General features: G+C 70.0%; 17 protein-coding genes and 1 pseudogene. 10 read left to right on the forward strand and 8 right to left on the reverse strand.

The window, feature by feature from the left end:
• Nucleotides 1-84: 84 nt before the first annotated feature.
• A complete protein-coding gene (locus tag KY500_RS03205; RefSeq protein ID WP_219902306.1) occupies nt 85-963 on the forward strand; it encodes an LLM class flavin-dependent oxidoreductase in 879 nt (292 codons plus the stop codon).
• Between the two features lie 119 nt (nt 964-1,082).
• Here the strand turns inward: KY500_RS03205 and KY500_RS03210 are convergent, their stop codons facing one another.
• Genes KY500_RS03210 through nirB form a run of 3 tightly spaced genes read right to left on the reverse strand, consistent with a single transcriptional unit; the run spans nt 1,083 to nt 6,136 of the window.
• The gene (locus KY500_RS03210; RefSeq protein ID WP_219902307.1) at nt 1,083-2,306 is read right to left on the reverse strand and encodes a uroporphyrinogen-III synthase; all 1,224 of its coding nucleotides are present in this window, start codon (nt 2,304-2,306) and stop codon (nt 1,083-1,085) included.
• Nucleotides 2,248-3,348 carry a uroporphyrinogen-III C-methyltransferase gene (gene cobA, locus KY500_RS03215; protein WP_370626869.1) on the reverse strand — a complete coding sequence of 367 codons (1,101 nt, stop codon included), beginning with the start codon at nt 3,346-3,348 and terminating at the stop codon, nt 2,248-2,250. Before cobA ends, KY500_RS03210 begins: the two co-directional genes overlap by 59 nt.
• A 4-nt stretch (nt 3,349-3,352) precedes the next feature.
• On the reverse strand, nt 3,353-6,136 hold the full coding sequence (nirB, locus tag KY500_RS03220) for a nitrite reductase large subunit NirB (RefSeq protein WP_219902308.1): 2,784 nt from the start codon (nt 6,134-6,136) through the stop codon (nt 3,353-3,355).
• 261 nt (nt 6,137-6,397) lie between these two features.
• Here nirB and nirD point away from each other — a divergent pair, with 261 nt between their 5' ends.
• The 6 genes and pseudogenes from nirD to KY500_RS03250 all read left to right on the forward strand — a co-directional run bounded on the left by nirD (nt 6,398) and on the right by KY500_RS03250 (nt 16,180).
• Nucleotides 6,398-6,820, forward strand: coding sequence for a nitrite reductase small subunit NirD (gene nirD / locus KY500_RS03225; protein ID WP_219902309.1), 423 nt, complete (start codon nt 6,398-6,400; stop codon nt 6,818-6,820).
• 11 nt (nt 6,821-6,831) lie between these two features.
• Nucleotides 6,832-7,650 carry a sirohydrochlorin chelatase gene (locus KY500_RS03230; protein ID WP_219902310.1) on the forward strand — a complete coding sequence of 273 codons (819 nt, stop codon included), beginning with the start codon at nt 6,832-6,834 and terminating at the stop codon, nt 7,648-7,650.
• 417 nt (nt 7,651-8,067) lie between these two features.
• Complete coding sequence (locus tag KY500_RS03235) at nt 8,068-9,417, forward strand: MFS transporter (RefSeq protein WP_219902311.1); 1,350 nt, start codon at nt 8,068-8,070, stop codon at nt 9,415-9,417.
• A 188-nt stretch (nt 9,418-9,605) separates the two neighbouring features.
• Nucleotides 9,606-11,698: pseudogene (locus KY500_RS03240) on the forward strand (molybdopterin oxidoreductase family protein).
• A 6-nt stretch (nt 11,699-11,704) separates the two neighbouring features.
• Nucleotides 11,705-13,303 (forward strand): NAD(P)/FAD-dependent oxidoreductase, encoded by a 1,599-nt coding sequence (locus KY500_RS03245; protein WP_370626870.1) that lies wholly within the window; start codon nt 11,705-11,707, stop codon nt 13,301-13,303.
• Nucleotides 13,304-13,822: 519 nt separating this feature from the next.
• Complete coding sequence (locus tag KY500_RS03250; RefSeq protein ID WP_219902312.1) at nt 13,823-16,180, forward strand: FdhF/YdeP family oxidoreductase; 2,358 nt, start codon at nt 13,823-13,825, stop codon at nt 16,178-16,180.
• Nucleotides 16,181-16,221: 41 nt separating this feature from the next.
• On the opposite strand, the gene KY500_RS03255 is transcribed toward KY500_RS03250, so the two are convergent.
• A complete protein-coding gene (locus KY500_RS03255) occupies nt 16,222-16,536 on the reverse strand; it encodes a DUF6457 domain-containing protein (protein ID WP_219902313.1) in 315 nt (104 codons plus the stop codon).
• Nucleotides 16,537-16,748: 212 nt separating this feature from the next.
• Here KY500_RS03255 and KY500_RS03260 point away from each other — a divergent pair, with 212 nt between their 5' ends.
• Nucleotides 16,749-17,297 (forward strand): 2'-5' RNA ligase family protein, encoded by a 549-nt coding sequence (locus KY500_RS03260; RefSeq protein WP_219902314.1) that lies wholly within the window; start codon nt 16,749-16,751, stop codon nt 17,295-17,297.
• Between the two features lie 65 nt (nt 17,298-17,362).
• On the opposite strand, the gene KY500_RS03265 is transcribed toward KY500_RS03260, so the two are convergent.
• The 3 genes from KY500_RS03265 to fdhA form a co-directional block, all read right to left on the reverse strand.
• Complete coding sequence (locus tag KY500_RS03265; RefSeq protein WP_219902315.1) at nt 17,363-18,553, reverse strand: molybdopterin molybdotransferase MoeA; 1,191 nt, start codon at nt 18,551-18,553, stop codon at nt 17,363-17,365.
• A gap of 152 nt (nt 18,554-18,705) precedes the next feature.
• Nucleotides 18,706-19,416, reverse strand: coding sequence for a molybdenum cofactor guanylyltransferase (locus KY500_RS03270; RefSeq protein ID WP_219902316.1), 711 nt, complete (start codon nt 19,414-19,416; stop codon nt 18,706-18,708).
• A 174-nt stretch (nt 19,417-19,590) separates the two neighbouring features.
• Nucleotides 19,591-20,808, reverse strand: coding sequence for a formaldehyde dehydrogenase, glutathione-independent (gene fdhA / locus KY500_RS03275; RefSeq protein ID WP_219902317.1), 1,218 nt, complete (start codon nt 20,806-20,808; stop codon nt 19,591-19,593).
• 304 nt (nt 20,809-21,112) lie between these two features.
• Between fdhA and KY500_RS03280 the strand changes: the two genes are divergently transcribed.
• A complete protein-coding gene (locus KY500_RS03280; RefSeq protein ID WP_219902318.1) occupies nt 21,113-22,237 on the forward strand; it encodes an AI-2E family transporter in 1,125 nt (374 codons plus the stop codon).
• Nucleotides 22,238-22,447: 210 nt separating this feature from the next.
• Here KY500_RS03280 and KY500_RS03285 read toward each other — a convergent pair whose 3' ends face one another.
• Nucleotides 22,448-24,028, reverse strand: a complete 1,581-nt coding sequence (locus KY500_RS03285) for a Na+/H+ antiporter (RefSeq protein ID WP_255579769.1) — start codon at nt 24,026-24,028, stop codon at nt 22,448-22,450.
• Nucleotides 24,029-24,162: 134 nt separating this feature from the next.
• Between KY500_RS03285 and KY500_RS03290 the strand changes: the two genes are divergently transcribed.
• Nucleotides 24,163-25,020 (forward strand): class II fructose-bisphosphate aldolase, encoded by an 858-nt coding sequence (locus KY500_RS03290; RefSeq protein ID WP_219902319.1) that lies wholly within the window; start codon nt 24,163-24,165, stop codon nt 25,018-25,020.
• The last annotated feature ends 1 nt before the right edge of the window (nt 25,021 follow it).

The raw sequence follows: 25,021 nt of genomic DNA on the forward strand, positions 1-25,021 counted from the left end.
TTCATAGCACCGTCCGCCCGGCACGGCGCGGGGTGGGCGGATGCGGACGGCGCCGGTGTCAGGGCCCCTTTGTAGACTGCGGGTATGCGCCACGGAATCGTCATCCTGCCCCAGTACGACTGGCCGGAGGCTCGCCGCCGGTGGCAGGGCGCCGAAGAGTACGGGTTCCAGCACGCCTGGACCTACGACCACCTGTCCTGGCGCAGCCTCGCCGACCAACCGTGGCACGCCACGATCCCCACCCTCACGGCCGCGGCGGCCGTGACGGAACGCATCCGCCTCGGCACCTTTGTGGCGTCGCCTAATTTTCGGCACCCGGTGCCGTTCGCCAAGGAACTCGCCACCGTCGACGCGATCTCCGGCGGACGGCTCACCCTGGGCGTGGGGTCGGGCGGAACCGGTTTTGATGCCTTCGTCCTCGGCCAGGAGGCGTACACGCCACGGCAACGGCACGAGCGTTTCGCCGAGTTCGTGAGCGATCTCGATGTTCTGCTGCGCCACGAGGAGCCGGGCGCCGGCGGCATCAGCTTCACCGGCGAGTGGTACACGGCGGTCGATGCCCGCATGGTGGGTCGCCCGACGCAGACCCCGCGGCTGCCGTTCGTGATCGCGGCGAACGGGCCGAAGGGGCTCAGGCTCGTGGCCGAGCACGGCGCCGGCTGGGTCACCACGGGCGCCGACGGTGCGACCGGCGAGGAGTGGTGGAGCGCGGTCGGCGCTCTGGTGCACCGGCTCGATGACACTCTCGCCTCGGCTGGGCGCGACGCGACGACGGTGGATCGGTTCCTCTCGTTGGACAGCGGCGGCTCGTACTCGCTACAGAGCGTCGGCGCGTTCGACGATGCCGTCGGTCGCGCCGCCGAGCTCGGCTTCACCGACGTGATCAGCCACTGGCCTCGGTCAGAGGGCATTTACGCCGGCTCGGAGTCGGTCCTCGACGAGGTCGCCGCCCGCCTCGCCTAGCCCCGCAGCGGCGCATCCGTCGCATTCAGGCGCCGCCGACCTGCCGCGAAGCGCCCTCTTAGCCAGCGTAAGGTGCTTCCTCGGCAACTCGCGCTGGTCTGGCCGGCTTCCGGGGAGAGCTAGACGTCGATGCGGTATCCCCGCTTGATCACGGTGGCGACCAGGGTGGGCACCGGCAGCGCCTGGCGCAGTCGGCTGATTGCGACGTCGACGGCATGGTCGTCCTGGATCTCCGGCAGGGCGGCCGTGAGATCGGCACGGGAGAGCACCGACCCGCCGGCGGCGAGCAGGGCGCGCAGCAGGGTGAGTGAGGTCGGCGCCAGCAGGGCGGATGCGCCGGCGACGGAGACCCGCCGGCCGCGGAGCTCGACCAGGCCGTGCCTGCTCTGCAGGCGCAGCACGCGTTCGTCCTCGAGGTAATCGCAGACGAGCTTGATCAGCGCCCCCATCCGGAACCGCTCCGGCACAATCGGCGTGATGCCGGCCGCCACCAAGGGAGCCGCCGTGACGTGCCCGACCGCGGCGGCGACCACCGGTCCGCGCAGGGCCTCCTGCAGCGCCTCGAGGCGGCCCGCGCCATCTGCGGCACCGAACAGGGCCTCGACGGCGGGGGCGCTGGTGAAGGTCACGGCATCCAGCGAGCCCGTGCAGACAGCGTCGATGAGCTTCTGCACCCGGCTGGAATCCTCCGGCAGTAGCCACCGGTACGGGGCCACAGTGAGCACCGTGGCGCCGGCTTCGCGGAGCCTCTCGATCTGGGACTCGTCGGTGAACCCGTGCAGCTGCACCGCCACGGTGAGTCCGGTCGCGCCTTCGGCAAGGACCTTGTCCACCAGGGACCGGGTGGTCTCCTCGGCGCTCATGCCCGAGTCGTCCAGGTTGGCAGCCCGGATCGCCCCGCGTGCCTTGGGTCCGCGCACGAGGATGCGGCTGTGCTCGAGGGTTTCGGTGAGGTCGTGGCCGATACCAGCCGCATCCGCCGCCTCGAACCAGCGCCGCACGCCGTACGACGTGGTCGCCAGCAGGATGTCGGGACGGCCGGCGATGATCGCCGCGGTGTCCGCGGTGATGCGCGAATCGTCGGCAGCGGCTGCGATGCGGATGGCGGGGGCGTGCAGCACGTCAGCGCCGCGCCTCTCGAACGCGGCGATCAGGTCTTCGCTGCGGCGGTCGGAGGTGACGCCGATGCGGAACCCGTCGAGCTGGTCCGGGCGGAAGCCGGGCAGGCCTGCTTCTGTTCCGATGTCGTTAACTTGTGTCTCCGATGGTTCTGGGGGCTTTTCGTTACCTCTGGCCTGAGAGTGTAGCGGCGTTTGCGAGCACCGCAACGGCCGCCGCGTCATCGCAGCCGGCCAGCCGCACGACCTCGCCGATCACGAGGACGGCGGGGGAGCGGGCGCCGACTTCCCCGGCCACCCGCACGACGCTGTCGATGTCGGCCACCGTGGTGCGCTGCCGGTCCGAGAAGCCGCGCTCGATGATGGCGACGGGCATGTCGGCCGCCATGCCGTGGCGGGCCAGTCCGCTGGCCAGGTGCGGCAGGGTTCCCACACCCATGAGCACCACGATGGTGCCCCCCAGGCCCACCAGGTGGGCAAGTTCTTCTTCGCTGAGCGGCACGTGGCCGCTGAGCACCGTGAACAGACGGGACACCTCCCGGTGCGTGACCGGGATGCCCGCGAGCGCCGGCACGGCGATGGCGCTGGTGACCCCGGAGATCACGGTCACGGGCACGCCGGCGGCGCGGCAGGCGGCCATCTCCTCGCCGCCGCGGCCGAACACGAACGGGTCGCCGCCCTTGAGACGCACCACCGTGAGGCCGGAGTGGGCGCTGGCCACGAGCATCCGTTCGATCTCGACCTGGGGCACCGCGTGGTGGCCGGGGTGCTTGCCCACGTTCACTTGTTCCGCGCCGGGCGCCCAGTCATCGAGCGATTCGTGCGGGCCGAGCCGGTCGTAGTAGACGATGTCGGCGCCGGCAAGCGCCCGGCGGGCGGCGACGGTGAGCAGCTCGTCATCGCCCGGCCCGCCGCCGACGAGGGTGACGTGGCCCGTGCGGGCCACCGGCGCGGCAGTCTCCCGGGTGAGCCACACCGCGCGCTCGGCGCATGCGGCAGCGAGGAGTGGTTCGGCCGGGGCGGGCACATCGACGGCAACGACGAGGTCGACGGCCCCCACCAGGTCGCGCCAGTTGGCGGCAGACTGCGGCCAGGTCACCGCGCGGACGAGCGGGTTGGGCACCTCGTAAGTGTCGGCGGCGAGGTGGACCACCGCGCCGGCGGCCCGGTACCGTGCGATCACCCGACGCGCGGGCCGGCTGCCGCCGATGACGAGCACGCGGCGGCCCGTCACGTCGAGGCTGATGTCCAGGGACCTGTGCGGCATGGGCCTATTCTCCTTGTTCTGTCGCCGAGGCGGAATGTGCGTGACGCGGGGCGTCACCCGACGGGCGGAGCGGGATCCGCGGGCCGGACAGCATGACCGGCCCGGTGGTGGGGGCGTCGTCGTCCGACGGTTCGTTGACGCTGACGCCGACGTACCCGGCCGGGCGGGCTTCGCTCCGGGGCGAACCGGGGCCGTCAAGCGGGGCCGCGGCCGCGTCGCGTTCCGCCGGCCAGGCCGGCCGCGGCTGGCCACGCTCGAGCACCTGCACGATGGCCGGATCGGGGGTGGTCGGGGCGTTCACGAAGGAGCGGAACCGGCGCAGCCGCTCCGGGTCTTTGAGTGTGGCCGCCCACTCGTCCTCGTAGCTGCCCACGTGCGCGGACATGGCCAGTTCGAGTTCGGCGGCCAGGCCCAGGCTGTCGTTCACGACGACATCACGCACGTGGTCGAGTCCGCCGGGCAGTTCCTCCTGCCAGCGCGCGGTGCGCTGTAGCCGGTCGCCGGTGCGGATGTAGTACATCAGGTACCGGTCGATGTAGGCGATCAGGGTGTCGTCGTCGAGGTCCTGGGCGAGCAGTTGCGCGTGCGCAGGCTGGAAGCCGCCGTTGCCGCCCACGTACAGGTTCCAGCCCTGATCGGTGGCGATGATGCCCACGTCCTTACCGCGGGCCTCTGCACACTCGCGGGCGCAGCCGGAGACTCCGAGCTTGAACTTATGCGGCGACCGCAGCCCCCGGTAGCGCAGTTCGAGCTGGATGGCCATGGATACGGCGTCCTGCACGCCGAAGCGGCACCAGGTGCTGCCAACGCAGCTCTTCACGGTGCGTAGGCTCTTGCCGTAGGCCTGCCCGGACTCGAAACCCGCGTCGACGAGGATCGTCCAGATCTCGGGCAGTTGCTCGAGCCGGGCGCCGAACATGTCGATGCGCTGGCCGCCGGTGATCTTCGTGTAGAGGTTGTACTGCTCGGCGACCTCGGCGATCACCTTGAGCTTGGCCGGGGTGATCTCCCCGCCCGGGATGCGCGGCACGACCGAGTAGGTTCCGTCCTTCTGCATGTTGGCCAGGGCGCGGTCGTTGGTGTCCTGCAGGCCGCCGCGGCCGGCATCCAGCACGTAGCCGTTGGTCTGCGACGCCAGGATCGACGCGATGACCGGCTTGCAGATGTCGCAACCGAGGCCGCGGCCGAAACGCTCCATGATGTCGTCGAACGAGGTGAGCTGCAGGATGCGCACGCTCTCGAACAGTTCGCTGCGGCTGAATGCGATGTGCTCGCAGAGGGCCTGGGAGACTTCGATGCCGGCCTTTTTCAGCTCGGTCTCGAGGATCTTCTTCACCAGCGGAACGCAGGAGCCGCACTGGGTGCCGGCGCGGGTGCAGGCCTTGAGCGGGCCGAGCTCGGTGCACGCCTCCCCGTGGTCGCCGCGGACGGCCTCACGCACGGCGCCGACCGACACGTTGTTGCACGAGCAGAGCTGCACGTCGTCGGGCAGGTCGCTGTTGGCCGGCGGTTCCGCGCCCGCGGCGGAGAGGTAGGCGCCGGGTTCCGCGGGCAGCTCGCGGCCGAGCAACGGACGGAGCGAGGTGTACGGTGACGCGTCACCGACGAAGATACCGCCGAGCAGAATCTTGGCATCCCCCGTGACCACGATCTTCTGGTACAGACCGCGGGCGGGGTCGGCGTAGACCACCTCGAGGCAGTGCTCGGTGCGGCCGAGGGCATCACCGAAGCTGGCGACCTCCACGCCGGAGAGCTTGAGCTTGGTGGCGTCGTCGATGCCGGGGAAGAGCGCCTCACCGCCGTGCAGCCGGTCGGCGGCGACCTCGGCCATGGCGTTGGCCGGGGCGACCAGGCCCACGCAGACACCGTCGATGCTGGCGACCTCGCCGATCGCCCAGACATCGGCGGCCGAGGTGCGGCAGTCGTCGCCGATGGCGATGCCGCCGCGCGGGCCCAGTTCGAGGCCGGCGGCCCGCGCGAGTTCGTCGCGCGGCGTGATCCCGATGGAGAAGACCACGAGGTCGGCGTGCAGTTGGGTGCCGTTGGTGAGGGCGACGCCGAGCACCCGGCCGGTGGGGGAGCAGAGGATCTCGGTGGGCCGGGTGCCCAGCGCCAGCGTGATGCCCTGCGCGCCGATCAGCCGGCCGAGGGCCTGGCCGGCGCCCTCGTCGAGCTGGGCGCTCATCAGCCAGTCGCCCGAGTGTACGAGAGTGGATGCGGCGCCGAGCCGGGCGAGGCCGCCGGCGGCCTCCAGGCCGAGCAGTCCGCCGCCGACGACGACGACGTTGGCGGGTCGGCCCAGGCGTTGGCGCAGTCGGGCGACCTCGGCCACGAGGAAGTCGACGTCTTCGAGGGTGCGGTAAACGTGGCCGGCCTCGGCGCCGGGGATGGGCGGCACGGTGGCGGCGGAGCCGGTGGCGAAGACCAGGTCGTCGTAGGGCAGCCGTTCGCCGTCGGCCAGCGTGATGGCCTTCTCGCTGGTGTCGAGCCCGGTGACCGTGCTGCCGCCGCGGTAGCTGATCGTGTCGGAGGTCCACAGGGCGGTGTCGCCCAGGGTGAGGTCCTCGGAGTCGACCAGCCGGCGGGACAGGGCCACCCGGTCGTAGGGGAGGTGCGGCTCCTCGCCGAACACCGTGATGGTGTGGCCGACGCTGCCGGCCGCCGGGACGCGGGACGTGGCGCGGGCGGCCATGGCCTCGGTGAACCGGTGGGCGGCGGGGCCGCCGCCGATCACCAGGACGCGTCGGGGCGTGCCGGAGAAATCCGGGGCGGGAGTGACGTTGTCCATCGAATGGCCTTTCCGAGTCGTGAGCTGTTTCGTCAGCCTAAAAGTCGGCGATTTCTCTACCGTGTCCCCGACGTAACGGAGTGTGACGGGCGCCTCACGTCAGTGCGGGAGCGCTGAGAGGTCTTCGTTACGCGATCGTCACGGCCTCGCACGATGACCGACACGCGGGCTGCCTACCGTTGACACCAGGAACCGATTCCACCCCGTTCCCGCCCACCCGCTCTCGCTCGACCACTGCTCGCTCGACCACTGGAGGATCCCGTGCACACACCCACCGACTCGCACGACTCCGCCGGCCGTACGCTGGAGTGGACCAGCGTCTGCGCCCTCGAGCGGCTCGAGCCGCTGTGGGCCGAGGCCGCACTCATCGACGGCGTGCAGGTGGCACTGGTGCTGCTGCCCGACGGTAGCCTCTTCGCGGTGTCCAACCAGGACCCGGCGACAGGCTCGTTCGTGATGAGCCGCGGTATCGTGGGCTCCCGCGGCGCCCGCCCGACCTTGGCCTCACCGCTGCACAAGCAGGTCTACGACCTGGAGACCGGCGAGTGCTTCACGGCGGCCGAATACGCGCTGCGCACCTTCCCGGTGCGCGTCGACCACGGCACCGTGCAGATCTTGGTGCGCGACCAGGTGGGGTCGCGGCAGCAGGCCGAGAGCATCAACGCCCAGTTCGCGGCCGCGTGATCGGCGTCCCGATGCGGACGGCTCCGATCCGCACGGCCCCGATCGGCACGGCTCCGGTCGGCGCCGTCCCCTCCGGCGCGGCGCCGGCGCTGCTGGCGACGTCGCACGGCACCAGCGATCCCGCCGGGCAGCGCGCGGTGCTGGCCCTCGTCGCCGCGGTGGCCGCCGCGGCACCGGAACTCACCGTGCTGGGCGGGTACGTCGATGTGCAGAGCCCGGATGTGCCGACCTGCCTCACCGGCATCGCCGCCGAGACCGCCGGCCGGTCGGTCGTGATCGTGCCGTTGCTACTGTCGGCCGGCTATCACGTGCGCGTGGACCTGGCCGAGGCTGCCGCCGAGGCGAGCCAGCCGGTGCGGGTCACCGGTGCCCTCGGCCCCGACCCCCGACTCGCCCGCATCCTCGCCGACCGGCTGAAGGAGATCGGTCTGCTCCCCGACGACACCGTCGTGCTCGCCGCGGCCGGTTCCACCGATGCCAACGCCGTCGCCGACTGCCACAGCACGGCCGGCCAGCTGGCCACGGAGCTGGGTCGACCCGTCACGGTCGGGTTCATCTCCGCCGCCCAACCCCGGTTAGCCGACGCCGTGCTCACCGCCCGCGCCGGCTCACCGGGGCGGGTCGTGGTGGCCACCTACTTGATCGCGCCCGGCTACTTCGCCGGCCTGGCCGAGAACTGCGGTGCGGATGTCGTGAGCCGCCCCCTGCTCGTCGACGGTGAGGAGCCGCCGCGGCAGCTCGTCGACGTGGTGCTGGACCTCTATGCGTCCACCGCCCGGCTGGAGCAGGCGCTCGCCGGACTGCCCTGGTCGTTTAGCCCCCGCCCCTGACCAGTCGCGGCGACCCGGTCTGTGGGTCGCGCCCACTCGCTGGGTCTCCTAAGGAAGTGCGCTTCCGCCGACCACCCGGGCGCGAAGCGCCCCCACAGCTCGACAAGCTCGACCAGCGGATTCAAGCTCGACCGCCGGTGTGGTTGCGCCAGCGGATGGCCCGTAGGGAGGACCATCCGCGCTCATGTGTCCGACATGTAACAGCGGCCTATCAGTGGCGCTCGCCGCGGGTGACAACACGGTGACCAGAAGGTAACTAGGCCAGCGTTCCGCGGAAACACCGGCTGCGTAACGTCGAAGACAGAAGCCCCCGCAGCACTCCCGGCACCACATTCTTGAGGAGAAACTGATGACCCCGACGACGAGCGCCCCACCCGCCCCGGTCTCCGCGACCACCCCACCGGCCCCTCCGCCGACTTGGTGCACCGCCCGGGCCGCTGGATCGACAATTGGAACGCCGAGGACCCCCAGCAGTGGGCGGGCGGCGGCAAGGCCATCGCCTCGCGCAACCTCACGTGGTCGATCTTCGCCGAGTTCCTCGGCTTCGTGATCTGGCAGCTCTGGAGCATCGTGGTGGTGCAACTGCCGAACGCCGGCTTCACCTTCGACACCGGCCAGATCTTCTGGCTCATCTCGATCCCCAGCCTGGTCGGCGCCACCCTGCGCTTCCCGTACACGTTCCTGGTGCCCAAGTTCGGCGGCCGTAACTGGACCATCATCTCCGCGGGCCTGTTGCTCATCCCGTCAATCGCGCTGGGCTTCGCGGTGTGGAACCCCGAGACGCCATTCCCGGTGATGCTGCTCATCGCCGCGCTCGCCGGGCTCGGCGGCGGCAACTTCGCCAGTTCGATGTCGAACATCACCTACTTCTACCCGCAGAGCCAGAAGGGCTGGGCGCTCGGCCTCAACGCCGCCGGCGGCAACCTCGGCGCCGCCGTGGCCCAGCTAGTGGTTCCCATCGTGATCACCCTCGGCGCCCTCGGCACACTCAACCTGCCGTTGGCCGGGTTCTTCTGGGTGCCGTTCATCCTTCTGGCCATGTTCGGCGCCTGGAAATACATGGACAACCTCTCCAGCGCCAAGGCCGACTTCGCCGGTTCCATCGCCGCCGTCAAGGAACCTCACCTCTGGATCCTCGCGTTCCTCTACATCGGCACCTTCGGCTCGTTCATCGGCTTCGCCAGCGTGTTCCCCAAGCTCATCGCCGACCAGTTCCCCGAGTTCTCCAGCTTCCACGTGGTGTCGGCGTCGCTGTCGCTCGCCTTCCTCGGGGCTCTCACCGGTTCGCTGGCCCGGCCGTTCGGCGGCCGCCTGGCCGACCGCTTCGGCGGCGCCTTGGTCACTGTCGGTGCCTTCGCGGTGATGGCAGTCGGCGCCGTTCTGGTGAACGTGGTGCTGCCGCTCGGCAACTTCTGGCTGTTCCTGGTCACCTTCCTGCTGATCTTCGTGGCCACCGGCGTTGGCAACGGCTCCACCTACCGCATGATCCCCAGCGTCTTCGCCGCCAAGAGCGGCGTCGCGGACGCCCACAAGAACTCCGGCGACGTCAACACACAACGGAAGACCGCTGCGGCCCTCGGCCTCATCTCCGCGATCGGCGCGTACGGCGGGTTCATCATCCCGCAGGTGCTCGGCTTCTCGAAGACCTCCACGGGCGACTACTCCAGCGCGATCTTCGCCTTCGCCGGCGCCTATGTGGTGATGATGGCCGTCACCGCGTTCGTCTACCTCCGCCGCGGGTCCTCCGTGGCCGGCCACCGCATCTAACCAGTCTCGCTTCCAGCCAACCGCTGGTCGAGCCTGTCGACTTGTGCTGAGCTTGTCGAAGTGAACCTGGTGACCCGACGTGTGTGTCGCTCACCGGATCTCGACAGGCTCGATCAGCGGGTTTCCCGAAAGGCCTCACCGTGAACTCCGTCGACACGCACTGCCCGTACTGCGCCCTGCAGTGCGCGATGACGCTCACGCCCGCCGCCGCCGCGACGCCCGCCCGCCCCGCGGATGCGATCCGCCTCCCGGTCTCCATCAGCGGCCGGGCCTTCCCCACCAACCGGGGCGGCCTCTGCAAGAAGGGCTGGACCGCGGGCGAACTACTCGGCTCGGCCGAGCGCATCCGGGAACCCATGCAGCGCGCGGCCGACGGCAGCTTCGCCCCGGTCACCTGGACGGACGCGCTCGACCTGATCGCCGACAGGCTCCGCACCGGCCGTGCCGAGCACGGCGCCGACTCCGTGGGTGTGTTCGGCGGCGGCGGGCTGACCAATGAGAAGGCCTACCAGCTGGGCAAGTTCACCCGGCTGGCGCTCGGCTCCTCCCGCATCGACTACAACGGCCGGTTCTGCATGTCGAGCGCTGCGGCCGCCGGCAACCGGGCCTTCGGGCTCGACCGGGGCCTGCCATTCCGGGTGGAGGACCTCGATGAGGCCGATACCATCCTGATGCTCGGCTCCAACGTGGCCCAGACCATGCCGCCGTTCATCGGCCACCTCGACGGCGCCCGGCAGGCCGGCGGCCTCCTCGTGGTCGACCCGCGCCGCACGGCCACTGCCCGCCTCACCGACGATGGTGCCGGAATGCACCTGCAGCCGGCACCGGGCACCGACCTGGTGCTGCTGCTCGGCCTCACCCACCTGGTTCTGGCCGAACGCCTCGCCGACACCGACTACCTCGCCCGGCGCACCACAGGCTTCGACCAGCTGCGCTACAGCGTGGCCGGCTGGTATCCCCAACGGGTGCAGGAACACACCGGGGTTCCGGTCGGCCAGCTGCGCGACCTGGCCCGGCGGCTGGCCGCCGGCCGGGGCACCTACATCCTCACCGGGCGAGGGGTGGAGCAGCACGTCGACGGCACCGACACCGCCACCGCCGCCATCAACCTCGCGCTCGTGCTCGGCCTCGTCGGCACGACCCACTCCGGCTACGGCACCCTCACCGGCCAGGGCAACGGGCAGGGCGGCCGGGAGCACGGCCAGAAGTGCGACCAGCTGCCCGGCTACCGCAAGATCACCGATCCGGCCGCCCGCGCGCACGTCGCCGGCGTCTGGGGTGTCGAACCGCACAGCATTCCCGGCGCCGGCATCCCCGCCGTCGAGCTGCTGGGCGCGCTCGGCCGGCCGGGCGGCATCCGCACCCTGCTTGTGCACGGCGCCAACGTCGTGGTCTCCGCGCCCGATGCCGACAGTGTGCTGCGGGGCCTGAAGAACCTGGACTTCCTGGTGGTCTGCGACTTCTTTTTCTCCGAGACCGCCGCGCTGGCCGATGTGGTGCTGCCGGTCACCCAGTGGGCCGAGGAAGAGGGCACCATGACCTCGCTCGAGGGCCGGGTGCTGCGCCGCCGACGCGCCATCGATCCTCCCCCCGGCGTGCGCAGCGAACTGTGGATCTTCCAGGAGCTGGCCCGGCGCCTGAACGCACCCGGGGTGTACAGCGCCATCCCCGGCGAGGTCTTCGACGAACTCTGCCGGGCGTCGGAGGGCGGTACCGCCGACTACTCCGGGCTCGACTACGCGCTGCTGGATGCGGGGAGCCGGCCTACTGGCCCTACCCGGTCGGTTCCGCGGGAACGCCGCGGCTCTTCCTCGACCGGTTCGCGCACGACGATGGCCGCGCGCGCATCGTGGCCGTCAGGGCCCGACCCGTGATCGGGCCGGCCCAGGCGCACGGGGCACTCACGCTCATCACCGGCCGGCTGCTTGAGCACTACCAGTCCGGCGCCCAGACCCGCCGGGTGCCCGAGCTTGCCGACGCCCAGCCGGAGGCCCGGATGCAGGTGCACCCGGCGACGGCCGCCGGCTTGGGCGTGGCTGACGGCGCCTGGGTGGAGCTGGCCAACGAACGAGGCATCGTTCGCTGCCGCGCCCAGCTGAGCGCGGACATCCGCCCAGACACCGTGTTCCTGCCGTTCCACTTCCCCGCCGACCAGCGCGCCAATCTGCTGACAGCCGGAGCCACCGACCCCATCTCGGGCATGCCCGAGTTCAAACGAACCGCCGTGCGGGTGCGGGCGATCGACCAGCCCGACCCGCGGTCACCGACAACGAGAGGGTGATGGCGCGTGCCTGACGATATTTCTGCCGGCCGGCCCGGTTCCGCAGGCCTCCCCGGCGGCCCCGAGCGCGTCGTCGTGGTCGGTTACGGCCCGGTCGGCGCCCGTTTCGTCGACGAGATCCTGCCGCTGGTCGAGGCCGGCTTGGCCGAGCTCACCGTGGTCGGCGCCGAGCAGGAGCACGCCTACAACCGGGTGCTGCTGGCCGACTTCGCCGTGGGCCGCGCCGACCGCGACACCCTCGACCTCACCGACGGCGGCCGGGCCCGAGCCGCCGGCGCCACGATCCGTACCGGCACCAGCGTCACCTCCGTGAACCGCAGCATCCGCACGGTGTCGCTCGGCGACGGCAGCACCCTGCCCTACGACCGGCTGGTGCTCGCCACCGGCGCCCGCGCCAATGTGCCCACCCTCGACGGCGTGAAAAGGGTGCGACGCGGCCTGATGAAGCCCGGCCCGGATGCCGCCACTCTCGATACCCAAGACGCCCCGCTGCCGCGCGGGGTCAGCGCGCTCCGCGACCTCGCCGACGCCGCCACCGTGCTGGGCGCGGTGCGGGCCGGGCAGCGCATCGTGGTTCTCGGCGCCGGGGTACTCGGCATGGAGATCGCGCTCGCCGCGGCGGCGGCCGGAGCCCAGGTCTGCGTGGTCTATCACGGCGAGATCCCGATGAACCGCAACCTCGACCGTGGTGGAGGCTCGGTGCTCACCCGCGCCGCCCGGCACGCCGGTGTCGCCATGGTCAACCACGCCCGCGCGGAAAGTGTGCTGTTCCACCACGACGAGCACGGCGACGAACGGTTCGAGGCCCTCATCTGCGCCGACGGCAAGCAGATCAGCGGCGACCTGCTGCTGCTCTCCTGCGGTGTGGGTGCTCGCACCGAACTCTCCCACCTGGCCGGGCTGCCCGTGTCGACGGGTGTGCTGGTCGATGAGTCGCTGCAGAGCTGGGCGGATGCGTCCATCCACGCCATCGGGGACTGCGCGCACGTGGCCGCCCGCCCCGCCGATGCCGATCTCGGTGCCGCCTGGACCGGTGCCCGGATGGCGCCGGCCGGCGGACCGTCCGGCCTGATCGGACCGGGCTGGCGGCAGGCCGACCGCCTCGCGGCCCGGTTCACAGCCGAGATCACCGCACGCGCCGCTGCTGGGCTCAGCCCGGCGGCGGTCGAGTCTTCGCCGCTGGACGTGGCGCCGGTCCTCGTGGCCGAGCCCGGCGCCTCCGTCGTGATGCTCAAAGCCGAGGGCATCGACGTGGTCGCGGCGGGCGACACCACGGCCGACCCGTTCGACGTGGCACTGGCCGATGCCGACGCTCAGTCTCACGGCTGCGCGTCCGGTGACCCCGCACCGCTCGCCGTGGCACAGTGGGCCGACCCCGAGCACGGCCGCTACGTGAAGATGGTCACCCGCGGCGGCATCCTCACCGGCTTCGTGTGCGTGGGTATGCCCCGCACCGGAGCCGAGCTCACGCTGCTGTTTGAGCGCGGCAGCGAACTGCCGCCGATCGGTCGGTGCTGCTGCGGTTCGACGGCCCCGACTACGACCCGGCGAGCGCGGCCGACGCCTTCGCGCCGGAGTCGACCGTGTGCTGGTGCAACGGGGTGACGGTGGCGGCGATCACGGCCACGGCAGAGGCCGGCAACAACACCGTCGCCTGCGTGGGAACCTCCACCCGGCAGGCACCGGCTGCGGCGGCTGTAAGGGCCGCATCGGGGAGGTCCTCGAGCGCTACGCTACCCAGAGCCTCGCCTGAGCGCCGCGCCGCGCGAACCACTCCCAGCCGTGCCGAAGGCCCTCCGTCGACGTGCCGCTAAGCGCTCCTTCCGGGCATCCGAAAGGGTGATTTGGCGCAACTCGCGGGACACGCGCGTGTGTACAGGCCGATACGGCGCCTCGCAAGTTGCCGAAAAGTGCCCTGCGGCCAGTGCCGCGAGGGTAATTCGGCGCAACTCGCGGCACCCATTCCCGCACGGGCGAACTGTCGCCGCCCTGAGTGTGCCGTGAGAGCGGCCGGGTGCTTGCCGTCAGCGCCGGATGCTGATAGCTCTGAAGGGGTAACTGCAGTGTTTTCCGGGGACCGGGTGCGATGACGACGTGATCCCTGCCGGCGAAGGGATGCCCACCATGACGAAGAAAATCACCAATGCGGCGGGACACCTGAAGAGTTCGGCGCGTCTGGACGACACCGACGAGCGCGACGAGTCCACGATCGAGATCGGCTCGCCCAAGTCCTGGGCGGCCGGCGTCCCCGGGGTGCTGCACTCCACCATCCCGGCTGTGGAGCGGATGGGTCTGGCCCGCACGGGCAAGACGCTGCTGGCGATGAACCAGAAGGACGGCTTCGACTGCATGAGCTGCGCCTGGCCGGACCCCACCCACCGGAAGACCTTCGAGTTCTGCGAGAACGGCGCCAAGGCCGTCACGTGGGAGGCCACGCCGGTGACCATCGGCTCCGACTTCTGGGCGGAGCATCCGGTCAGCGACCTGCTCGGACGTACCGAATACTGGTTGGGTATGCAGGGGCGGCTGACCGAGCCCGTCTACAAAGCCGCTGGTGACGACCACTACCGGCCGGTGAGCTGGGACGAGGCTTTCAAGGTGATCGCCGGCAAGCTCAACAGCCTCGACTCGCCCGACCAGGCCGCCTTCTACACCAGCGGCCGTACGTCCAACGAGGCCGCCTTCGCCTACCAGTTGTTCGTGCGCGCTTTCGGCACCAACAACCTGCCGGATTGTTCCAACATGTGCCACGAATCGTCCGGCTGGGCGATGGGCCAGACCATTGGCATCGGTAAGGCCACCATCACCTACGACGACTTCGGCCAGGCCGACCTCATCATCGTGATGGGGCAGAACCCCGGTACCAACCACCCGCGGATGCTGACGGCGCTGGAAGAGGCCAAGGACAACGGCGCCGAGATCGTCGCCGTCAACCCCATGCCGGAGGCCGGCCTCAAACGATACAAGAACCCGCAACGGGCGCGGGGCATCATCGGCCGGGGGACGGGCATCGCCGACCAGTTCCTGCAGGTGCGGCTCGGCGGCGACATGGCCCTGCTCCAAGCCGTCTCGAAGCGCGTGCTCGCGGCCGAAGCAGCGGCCCCGGGAACAGTACTCGACCACGATTTCCTGCGTGAGCACACCCAGGGGCTCGCAGAGCTGACCGAGCACCTCGCGCAGGTCGACGAGGCTGCGGTCCTGGAGGCCAGTGGCCTGCGAACCGCCGACATCGACGAACTCGCCGCCCGGTATCTGCGGGCGGACAAGGTGATCATCACCTGGGCTATGGGCATCACCCAGCAGAAAAAGGGTGTCGCCACGATCAAGGAGATCATCAACCTGCTGCTGCTTCGCGGCAACATCGGCAAGCCCGGTGCGGGTGCCTCGCCGATTCGCGGGCACAGCAACGTACAGGGCGACCGCACTATGGGCATCTGGGAGCAGATGCCCCCGGCGTTCCTCGATGCCATCGAGACCGAGTTCGGTTTCGATCCGCCCCGAGAGCACGGCGTCGACGCTGTCGACACCATCCGGGGCCTGCGGGACGGCAAGATCAAGTTCTTCATGGCCGTTGGCGGCAACCTGGTCGGGGCGATCAGTGACAGTCAGGCCGCGGAGGCCGCGATGCACGGCGCCGAGATGACCGTGCAGGTCTCCACCAAGCTCAACCGTTCGCACGCCGTCGTCGGCGACGAAGCGCTGATCCTGCCGACCATGGGGCGCACCGAGATCGACCGTCAGGCCACCGGAGTGCAGTTCGTCTCGGTGGAGGACACGGTCTGTGCCGTGCATCCGTCGTGGGGCAAGGTGGCGCCGGTATCACCCGACCTCTTGTCGGAGGTGGCGATCGTGAGCCGACTGGCCCGGGCGACGCTGGGCACAACGGTGAACGTGGACTGGACGGGCTTCGAGCGGGACTACGACCTCATCAGGGAGCACATCTCCCGGGTCGTCGCCGGCTGCGAGGACTACAACACCAAGATCCGCCAGGACGGCGGCTTCCTGCTGCCGAACGGACCGCGGGACTCCCGCACATTCCCCACGCCGACGGGCAAAGCCATCCTCACGGTCAACGACCTCGAGCACCTGGAGCGCCCCGCCGGCACCCTGATCCTGCAGACCCTGCGTTCCCACGATCAGTTCAACACCACCATCTACGGCCACGACGACAGGTATCGCGGGATCAAGAAGGGGCGGCACGTCGTTTTCGTCAACCCCAACGACCTCGTCGAACTGGGTTTGAGCGACGAGCAGTTGGTGGATGTGCACGGCGTGCACGACGACGGGGTCGAGAGGGTGCTGCGCGGTTTCCGTGCAGTGTCGTACCCCACCGCGAGGGGATGCGCGGCGGCCTACTATCCGGAGGCGAACGTCCTGGTGCCCCTCGACCTCGTGGCGGAGGGCAGCAACACCCCGGTGTCGAAGGGTGTCATCGTGCGGCTGGAGCCGGCCCGTACAGTCGAGGAGACGCCGGTCGGCTAGGCGAACCTCCTCAGGAGCGTGGGCCTGCTCGACGAGCAGGCCTACTGGGCGGTGTGCGCCCAGCCGTCCTCGACGCCACCGTCGCCGGTCTTCTCGGTCGCCTGCTTGGCCACGCCGACGACGCGTTCAACGGCCTTGACAGCGGCCTGCTTGCTCGAGGTAGACGTCATTCCGGCCGCGTACCCCACCAGAAACGTGCTGATCGGTCCGGCATCGGTGCCGGCCGCGCGGGACGTCTGGGCCGCCAACCCGAGAAGCAGGGGATAGTCCACGTCCAAATCGAGAATCTGAAGCGCCTGGGTCAGGCGCCTGGTGACGTCGTCGAGGGAGCGGTGGTCGTTGTCGGGGTTGCTCATGGGTCTCCTTGAGAACGGGTGCGTCGATGAACTCGTGGTTCAGGAATAGCACCTCGGCGGCGTCCCGGCAATCGGTCGCGGGCCCCACGATCGCGAATCTGCCACCAGCGGGCCCGCCCATTCGGGGTGGGGCGACAAAGCTGCGGCCTTCCTCACCCGTAGCAGCGCCCGGCCTCGGCGAGGCGCCGGCTCTGCCGGGGCATGATGAGAGCATGCGCAGCATCGAGTTGACCTTCGATCCCACCGCCGAGTCCGCCTTCCGGGCGGAGTGGGCGGCTTTGCAGGAGGCGGGGTTGCCCAATCTGGGCCGGCACTCGGACTCGAGCAACCGCCCGCACCTCACCCTCGCCGCCGGTCCGGGTCTCGAGCTGACCGACGCCCTACGGGCGGTGTTCCAGACTCGTCCAGAGCCGCAACCGCAGTCGCAGCCTGCCCGGCGGCACACGCCGCTGCCGGTCGAACTCAGGGTCTCCGGCCTGGTGCTCTTCAGGGCCGGATCCGGCCGTTTCGTGCTCGCCCGGCCCGTGGTGATGACGCGGGCGCTGCTGGAGCTGCATCGCAGCGTACTGGAGCACGCGCCCGGGGCCGCTGAGCTGACCCAGCCCGACCGGTGGACGCCGCACGTCACGCTCGCCCGCCATATCAGCGGCGATCAGGTCGCCCGGGCACTCGAGATCCTCACGGACCTGCCACCGGCCGGAACGTGTGTCGAGGCACGGTACTGGAACGGCGAAACCAAGACCCTGACGCCACTGCTCTGAGGCTGAAGGACGCACCGTGCGACGGGCGCGGAGGGTGGGCTGAGCCTGGCCGACCCATCGGCCGGCTACCAGGGCAGCGGAAGTGTGGCGATCTGATTCGGCGCACACGCACCACCGGGCGGAACCACGGCCACGCCGTCGGCCTCCGCGAGCCCGCGCAGCATGCCGGAGCCCTGCCGTGCGGTCGGCACGGCCCCCTCGTCGGTGTTCCGGTACGCCACCAACCGGGTCGATCCGCTCAGATTGGCGATATCGTGCGCCAGGGCCACCTGGCCGAGTTCGTCCAACGGGCGGCCGAGCATCCCAGCGATCAGCGGCATGCCCAGGCTGACCAGCACGAGCATCGCGGCCAGCGGGTTGCCGGGCAGGCAGAGCATCAGGCGGCCGTCGACGAGCCTGGCGAGCATCACCGGGTGGCCGGGGCGCATCCGTACGCCGTCGATGAGTACCGTCGCGCGGAGGGCGGCGAGGGCGCCGCGCACATGGTCGGCCGGCCCGCGGGCGCTGCCACCCGTGCTGATCACCAGCGCCGCCGTGCTGCTCCGGATGGCTTCGACCGTCTGGCCGAGGTCGTCGGGCAGTCGCCGCAGCGCGCTCAGTCGCAGGCCCAGCCCCGTGAGCAGGGCCGGGAACTCGGGGGAGTAGGCGTCGCGCACCTGCCCGGGGCCTGGGATGCCGGACTCGATCACCTCGGTGCCGAGCAGCAGCAGCTCCACGTCAGGCAATGCCGTCACGGTGAGGGTGTCGTGGCCGGTCACGGCCGCCAGCGCCACCCGCGGCGCCGTGAGCAGGCAGCCGGGCTCGAGCATCCGTTCGTCGAGTCCGCACTCCTCGCCGCGGGCGCGCACGTGCTCCCCGGCTGCCGGTTCGCCGTCGCCGGCCTGCGGCGAACGGGTCAGGGTGGCGGGCCCGCCGGCCATCGACGGGCCGACGAGGCCGTGCTCCGAGCGCAGGATGCCGCGGGTTCCGACCGGCACGCAGCCTCCGGTGGCGATGGGGCGGGCGGTGCCGGGGGCCAGGGGTGTATCGGCCGGCGGGTCTCCCGCCAGGATCGGGGTGCCGAGAGCCCACGGCTCGTCGCCGTTCACCGCCCAGCCGTCCATGGCCGAGGACGCGAAGCTCGGCAGCGCGGTGAGGGAATGCACCGCGGCGGCGAGAGTGCGGCCCACGGCGTCGGCGAGCGGCAGCACCTCGGTGGTGCGAGGCATCCGGGCGCCGAGCGTGTGCACCGTCGACCGGGCCTCCAGCCACTCCATCAGCGGCACCCGCCCACGAGACGCCTCGCGCCGCCAGGGAACGAACGGCCGGTTGGGCTGCGGGACATGGCGGGCTCCTCGGGAATCGTCGACGGCGGTGCCGTCTGGGTCAAGGCTAGCCAGTCGTGCGGGCGGGCGTCGTCGAGGGGGCGCTAGGGACTGGCGCTGTCGTGCGCTGGGCCGAGGTCAGAGTCCGCTCTGTCGTGCGGAACCTCGATGCCGAGCCTGGCGGCATCGGCCGGGGTGTCGACATCGGCGCTCAGAGACTCGGGCAGGTGGAGTTCGTGCAGGGTGAGCGCACCGATCAGGCTCATCACGGACAGGTTCTCCGCTGACCCCGAGACGGTCGCTGCGGTCGCGAGGGCCGCGCGCCGGTAGACGGCGAGCAGGGGCTGACGGCGGCCTGCGCCGTCCACCCCGATCACCCCGTCGGCGATCGTGCTGCGCGCATCAATCGTGTCGTCGGCACCGGCCACGACCTCGAGTTCATGCAGGAGCGCCGCCACGGCCTCGCTCGGCCTCAGGAGATCGCCGGCCAGCACCACGATCCAGTCGGAGTCCGTGCCGGGGCCGGCCGCACCGTTGAGCGTCTCAAGACCGGCCACGATCGCCGCCGCGGGGCCGCCCCAGCGGGGCCGTTCCACGGTTCGCAACACGGATACCGGCAGGTTCGCCTCGGACCCGACCACGCAGATCCGCCGTGCCCTGGCGGCTGCAGCCAACACCCCGTCGAGCAGGCTGCGACCGTTCCAGACCAGCGCGGTCTTGTCGATGCCGCCGAGCCGTCTGGCTCGGCCGCCCGCGACGATGATCGCGTCCCAGTCCCAGGCCCAGGTCCGGGGCGACGGCGCTTCGGTGTGCATGGTGGGTCCTTGGGTCGGGTCAGGCTCCTACGGAGCGCTCGAACGTTGCGGCGGCGGGATCAGGCTACCCGGCGCAGCACACGACAAACCGGGACCGGGCCGCGTGACGCCGCCCGATCCCGATTGTGGTGTGCCGTCGAGCGGTCCCTATTGAGACCGCTCGATGCGACCGCCTCAGTCCTTGAGGTAGCCGTTCGGGTTGAGCACATACTTGGTCGCCGCACCCGCGTCGAACTCCGCGTAGCCGCGCGGGGCATCCTCGAGGCTGATCGGCTCCGCGTGCACGGCCTTGGCGATCTGCACCTTGTCGTGCAGGATCGCCATCATCAGCTGCCGGTTGTACTTCATCACCGGGCACTGGCCCGTGGTGAACGACAGCGACTTGGCCCAACCGGTACCCAGGCTGATCGAGAGCGAACCCACCTTGGCTTCCTCGGTGGCCGCCCCGGGGTCACCCGTGACGTAGAGCCCCGGAATGCCCAGCGCTCCGCCGGCCGCGGTGATCTTCATCAGGGAGTTCAGCACGGTTGCCGGCTTCTCAGTTCCGGCGTCCTTGCCGTGCCCGTGCGCCTCGAACCCGACGGCGTCCACCGCCGCATCCACTTCGGGCACACCGAGAATCTGTTCGATCTGATCCTGTGGTTCGCCCTTGGTGAGGTCGACGGTCTCGCAGCCGAAGCTGCGGGCCTGCGCCAGTCGTTCGGGGTTGAGGTCGCCGACGATCACCACGGCCGCGCCCAGCAGCTGGGCGGATACGGCTGCCGCCAGGCCCACGGGTCCGGCGCCGGCGATGTAGGCCGTTGAGCCCACGCCGATGCCTGCCGTGTACGCGCCGTGGAAGCCCGTGGGGAAGATGTCCGACAGCATGGTGAGGTCGAGGATCTTCTCCAGCGCCTGCTCCCGATCCGGGAACTTCAGCAGGTTCCAGTCCGCGTAGGGCACCAGCACGTACTGGGACTGCCCGCCGACCCAGCCACCCATGTCGACGTAGCCGTAGGCGCTGCCCGGACGGTCCGGGTTCACGTTGAGGCACACACCGGTCTTGCGCTCCTTGCAGTTGCGACAGCGACCGCAGGAGATGTTGAACGGAACCGACACGATGTCGCCGACCTTGATGAACTCGACATCACGTCCCACTTCGACGACCTCGCCGGTGATCTCGTGACCGAGCACCAGGCCCTCCGGCGCTGTCGTACGTCCGCGCACCATGTGCTGGTCAGAGCCACAGATGTTGGTGGTGATGGTCCTCAGGATGACACCGTGCTGGACCTGCCGACCGATGTTCGCCGGGTTGACGCCGGGTCCGTCCTTCAGCTCGAAGGTGGGGTAGTCGATGTCGATGACCTCGACCTTGCCCGGACCTTCGTAGGCAACTGCTCTGTTTCCTGCCATTTTTGTATCCTCCTTGATACCTGTTGTGACACCTGAACCGGTCGGTTCGCGCTTGTGGCGCTCGGCATCCTCAGTGGTGTTCCTCGGTGGTGTTCCTCGGTGGTGTTCCTCGGTGGTTCGGCCGCAGCCGACGCGCGGCTGGGACACCCTCCATGGCACTACACGAGACTGGGAATTTCACGGGTGTACGGAATCCAAAAGGTGTGTATCGTATGTGCGCCGACCGCACTCGTCCCGGGACCCGTTTGATCACCCAGCGGCGGGTTTTCGAGCTCTATCGTGTCGGGTTGTCTAGGGTTGATCCATGCGAATCCCAGACAACTCCGGTGCCCGATCGTCCGGGGCCGGATCAGACGGTCCCACAACGTTGCGCACCCTGCTCACCGACAAGCTGGGCTGGCTCGGCCTGCGCAGCGCACAGATCCTGCTGTTGCTGGCGCTGGTGGCCGTGGTCATCGTGGTGCTCGTGCAGGTGAAGCTCGTCGTGATCCCGGTGTTGATCGCGATCATCCTCGCCTCGGCCCTGAGCCCGGTCATCAAGTGGTTGCGCCGCCGGGGCCTCTCGCCCATCCTGGCCACCTGGGTCACCCTGCTCGGCGCCATCGTGGTGTTCGGCAGCATCGTGACCCTCATCGTCTTCGCCGTGGAAAACCAGTGGTCCGATCTGGCCTCGAGCGCCTCCGATGGCATCGACCAGCTGTCCACCTACCTCACCGAGGGTCCGTTGGCCATCGACGCGGCCCAGCTCGAGGACTTCCGCAACCAGGGCGTCGACTTCCTCACCAGCAGCCAGTTCGGGTCCGGTGCCCTGGCCGGAGCCAGCGCGGTCGGCGAATTCTTCACGGGTCTCGTGCTCGTCATCGTCATCCTGTTCTTCTTCCTCAAGGACGGCGACGTCATCTGGGCGTTCTTCCTCAAGCCCTTCCGGGGCGAGCGCCTGCAGCGCGGCCGCCGCATCGGCACCACCACGGTGCGAGTGCTGGGCGGCTACATTCGCGGCACCGCCATTGTGGCCTTCGTCGACGCCGCCGCGATCGGCATCGGGCTCGCCATCCTCGGCGTGCCGCTGGCTCTGCCGCTGGCCGTCATCGTCTTCCTCACGGCCTTCATCCCGCTGATCGGTGCCACCATCGCCGGCATCCTTGCGGCCCTGGTCGCGCTCGTGGCCAACGGCTGGGTTGTCGCCCTGATCGTCGTGGGCATCGTCGTGCTGGTCAACCAGTTGGAGGGCAACTTCCTGCAGCCCGTGGTGATGGCACAGTCGCTCAAGCTGCACCCTCTGGTCATCCTGGTCGCCCTGACCGCCGGAACCATCCTGGCCGGCATCATCGGCGCCGTGCTCGCCGTGCCGATCGCCGCGGTCGGCTGGGCCATCGCCAAGACCTGGAATGCACCGCCCGAGCTCAAGGCCCGGCCACAGCTCACCTAGCCACCCGGCGCGGCACCGGTGGCGTGGGTGCCGCGCCCACGTGCGTCCCGTCATCGCAGTCGCGGCGCAGCAAAATCTCGCGGCGCAGGTTGACGGGTCCGATAGTCTGCGCCGCGAGGTGAAAGCTGTGCCGCGAGATCGAACCTGCGCCGCGAGTACGGATGCTCGCCGCGACCGCCCGAGCACGTCGCGACCGCTAGACGGGTTGGCTCAGCTCTCGAGGCGTTTGGGGGAGCCGGCCTTGAGCGCGGTCTCCTCCACATCGATGAACGCGAGCGCCGAGCGGATAGCCGGCTCCTGGTAGCGCCCCTCCACCCGGGCGGCCAGCACGGCCTCGCGCTCCGCCTCGATCATCGCCCGGCGCAGGCGCGTGTACGCGGAGGGGAGCGGCTCGGCGTCGTCGGGCGCCGGGTTGTCGAGCGCATCGGCGAGAAAGCGGGCATTGGTGCGCAACCGGCCGATCACCCGCTCCTCGTCGGCGTCGGTCACCTCGGCGTCGAGCCGGGCCAGGCCGGCGGTCTGCGCCTCGGCCAGCAGCATCTGCGCCTCGATCCGCTCCTGCGACCGGTCGGGTGGCGGCAGCCGCAACCGGCGGATGATCCACGGCAGCGCCAGGCCCTCCAGCAGCGTGCCGACCACCACGATGAACGCCAAGAGCTGCAGGAACTCCCGCTGCGGGGTTTCCGGCGGCAACAGGAACACCGCCGCGAGGGTCACCACCCCGCGCATCCCCGCGAATGAGACCGCGATCCCGGTGCGCCAACTCCAGCCACGCTCCCGCAACCGGCGCGGACCGTGCCGATAGATCCACGTGGTGACCGCCATCCAGGCGAAGCGAGACACCAGCAGTGACGCCAGGATCGCCAGCGAGATTCCCACGGTGGCCCAGAACCCGGGCCCGTTCGTGATGGCACCCTCGAGAACCGTCTCCAGGTTGAGCCCGATGAAGAGGAACACGGCGTTCTCGAGCAAGAACTGGATGGTGCGCCAGTTGATCGACTCGGCGATCCTGGCCTCCGCCGACTGGATCACCGGGGCCCGGTAACCCAGGAACAGTCCGGCGACGACCACGGCCAGCACCCCGGACCCGTGCACGAGCTCACCCAGGATGAACGCCAGGTACGGGGTGATGAGCGACAGGCTGGTGTCCAGCACGGGTGCGTGCAGTTGCTTGCGGATCACCGACAGCAGCCACCCGACGGCCAACCCCACGCCCACACCGCCGACGACGGCGACCACGAAGTCGCCCGTCACCGACCACGGGTTCACGGTGCTCAGAATCGCCGCGATCGCCGCGTTGAGGGCCACCAGGGCGGTGGCATCGTTCAACAGGCTCTCGCCCTCGAGCACGGTCACCACCCGCCGCGGCAGGCCCAGCCGCCCGGAGATCGCGGTGATCGCGACCGCATCCGTCGGTGCCACGACAGCCCCGAACGCGAAGGCCGCCGCCAAGCTGATCGCGGGTACCACCAGCCAGGCCGTGAGCCCCACGGCCACCACGGTGAAAGCGACCAGCCCCACCGAGAGCAACAGGATGCCGTCACGTCGGGCACGCACGTCGACGATCGACGTGCGAATGGCCGCTGCGAACAGCAGCGGGGGCAGCAGCCCGTAGAGCACGAGCTCGGGGTCGATCTCGATGCGGGGCACCGACGGCAGGAAGGAGGCCAGCGCGCCGACGACGACGAGCACGAACGGCGCCGACCAGCCGATCCGCCGGGAGAACCCGGTCACGGTGACCGTGACCACGACGAAGGCGACAATCCACTCAATGGTGCTCACGGGATCCATAGCGACAATTATGCTCATGGCGGAGAGGCGCCGGCACACCGCCATTGCCGGTTGCCCCGTTCGCGCCTACGATCCCCAGCAATACGCCCCCGGCAACACGCCCCGGGAAAATGCTAGGAAGCGAGGCGCATCACATGGCCGTGAGCACTCTCAAGGAGATCGTCGATCGCGCCTTCGCGGAACGGTACGGTGTTCCGGCGATCAACGTCGTGAACGACCTCACGATGGAGGCGGTTCTGGCCGGCGCGGTGGAGGCCCGCTCGCCCGTGATCGTGCAGACCTCGGTGAAGACGGTCAAGTCGATCGGTTCCGAGGTGTTGTTCGCCATGTGGACGGCCATGACCGCCGGTATCGACGTGCCCGTGGCCCTGCACCTGGACCACTGCCCCGACCGGGCGGTGGTCACCGAGTGCCTGCGCCGCGGCTGGAACTCGGTCTTGTTCGACGCATCCACCCTGCCGGTGGAGGAGAACCAACGACAGACCATCGAGGTGGTGGCGGAGGCCCGCACGTTCGGCGCTCATGTGGAGGGCGAGATCGAATCGATCACCGGCGTCGAAGACGGCGTGGGCAGCGACACCGAGTCGGCCCGGCAGAGCCTCGCCGTGTCGCTGAAGTTTCTCGAGGAAACGGGCGTGGACGTGTTCGCGCCCGCGATCGGCAACGCCCACGGGGTCTACAAGCGGGAGCCGGTGCTCGATTTCCAACGGGTCAGCGACCTCGTCGCCGCCCACCCCATCCCGATCGCGCTGCACGGCGGCAGCGGTATGACGGATGCGCAGTTCACCGACCTCATCGCCAGGGGCTGCGCCAAGGTGAACATCTCCACGGCGCTCAAGATCACCTTCATGAAGTCGAGCCTGTCCTACCTCACGGATGCGCAGGCGCGCGACAAATGGGACCCGCCGTCGATGTTCGCCAAGGTGCGCACAGACATCGTGGACCTCACCCGCGGGCTGGCCGAGCAGTTCGGCAGCGCGGGAAAGGCCTGAG

The sequence above is a fragment of the Cryobacterium sp. PAMC25264 genome (assembly GCF_019443325.1).
Classification (GTDB): Bacteria; Actinomycetota; Actinomycetes; order Actinomycetales; family Microbacteriaceae; genus Cryobacterium.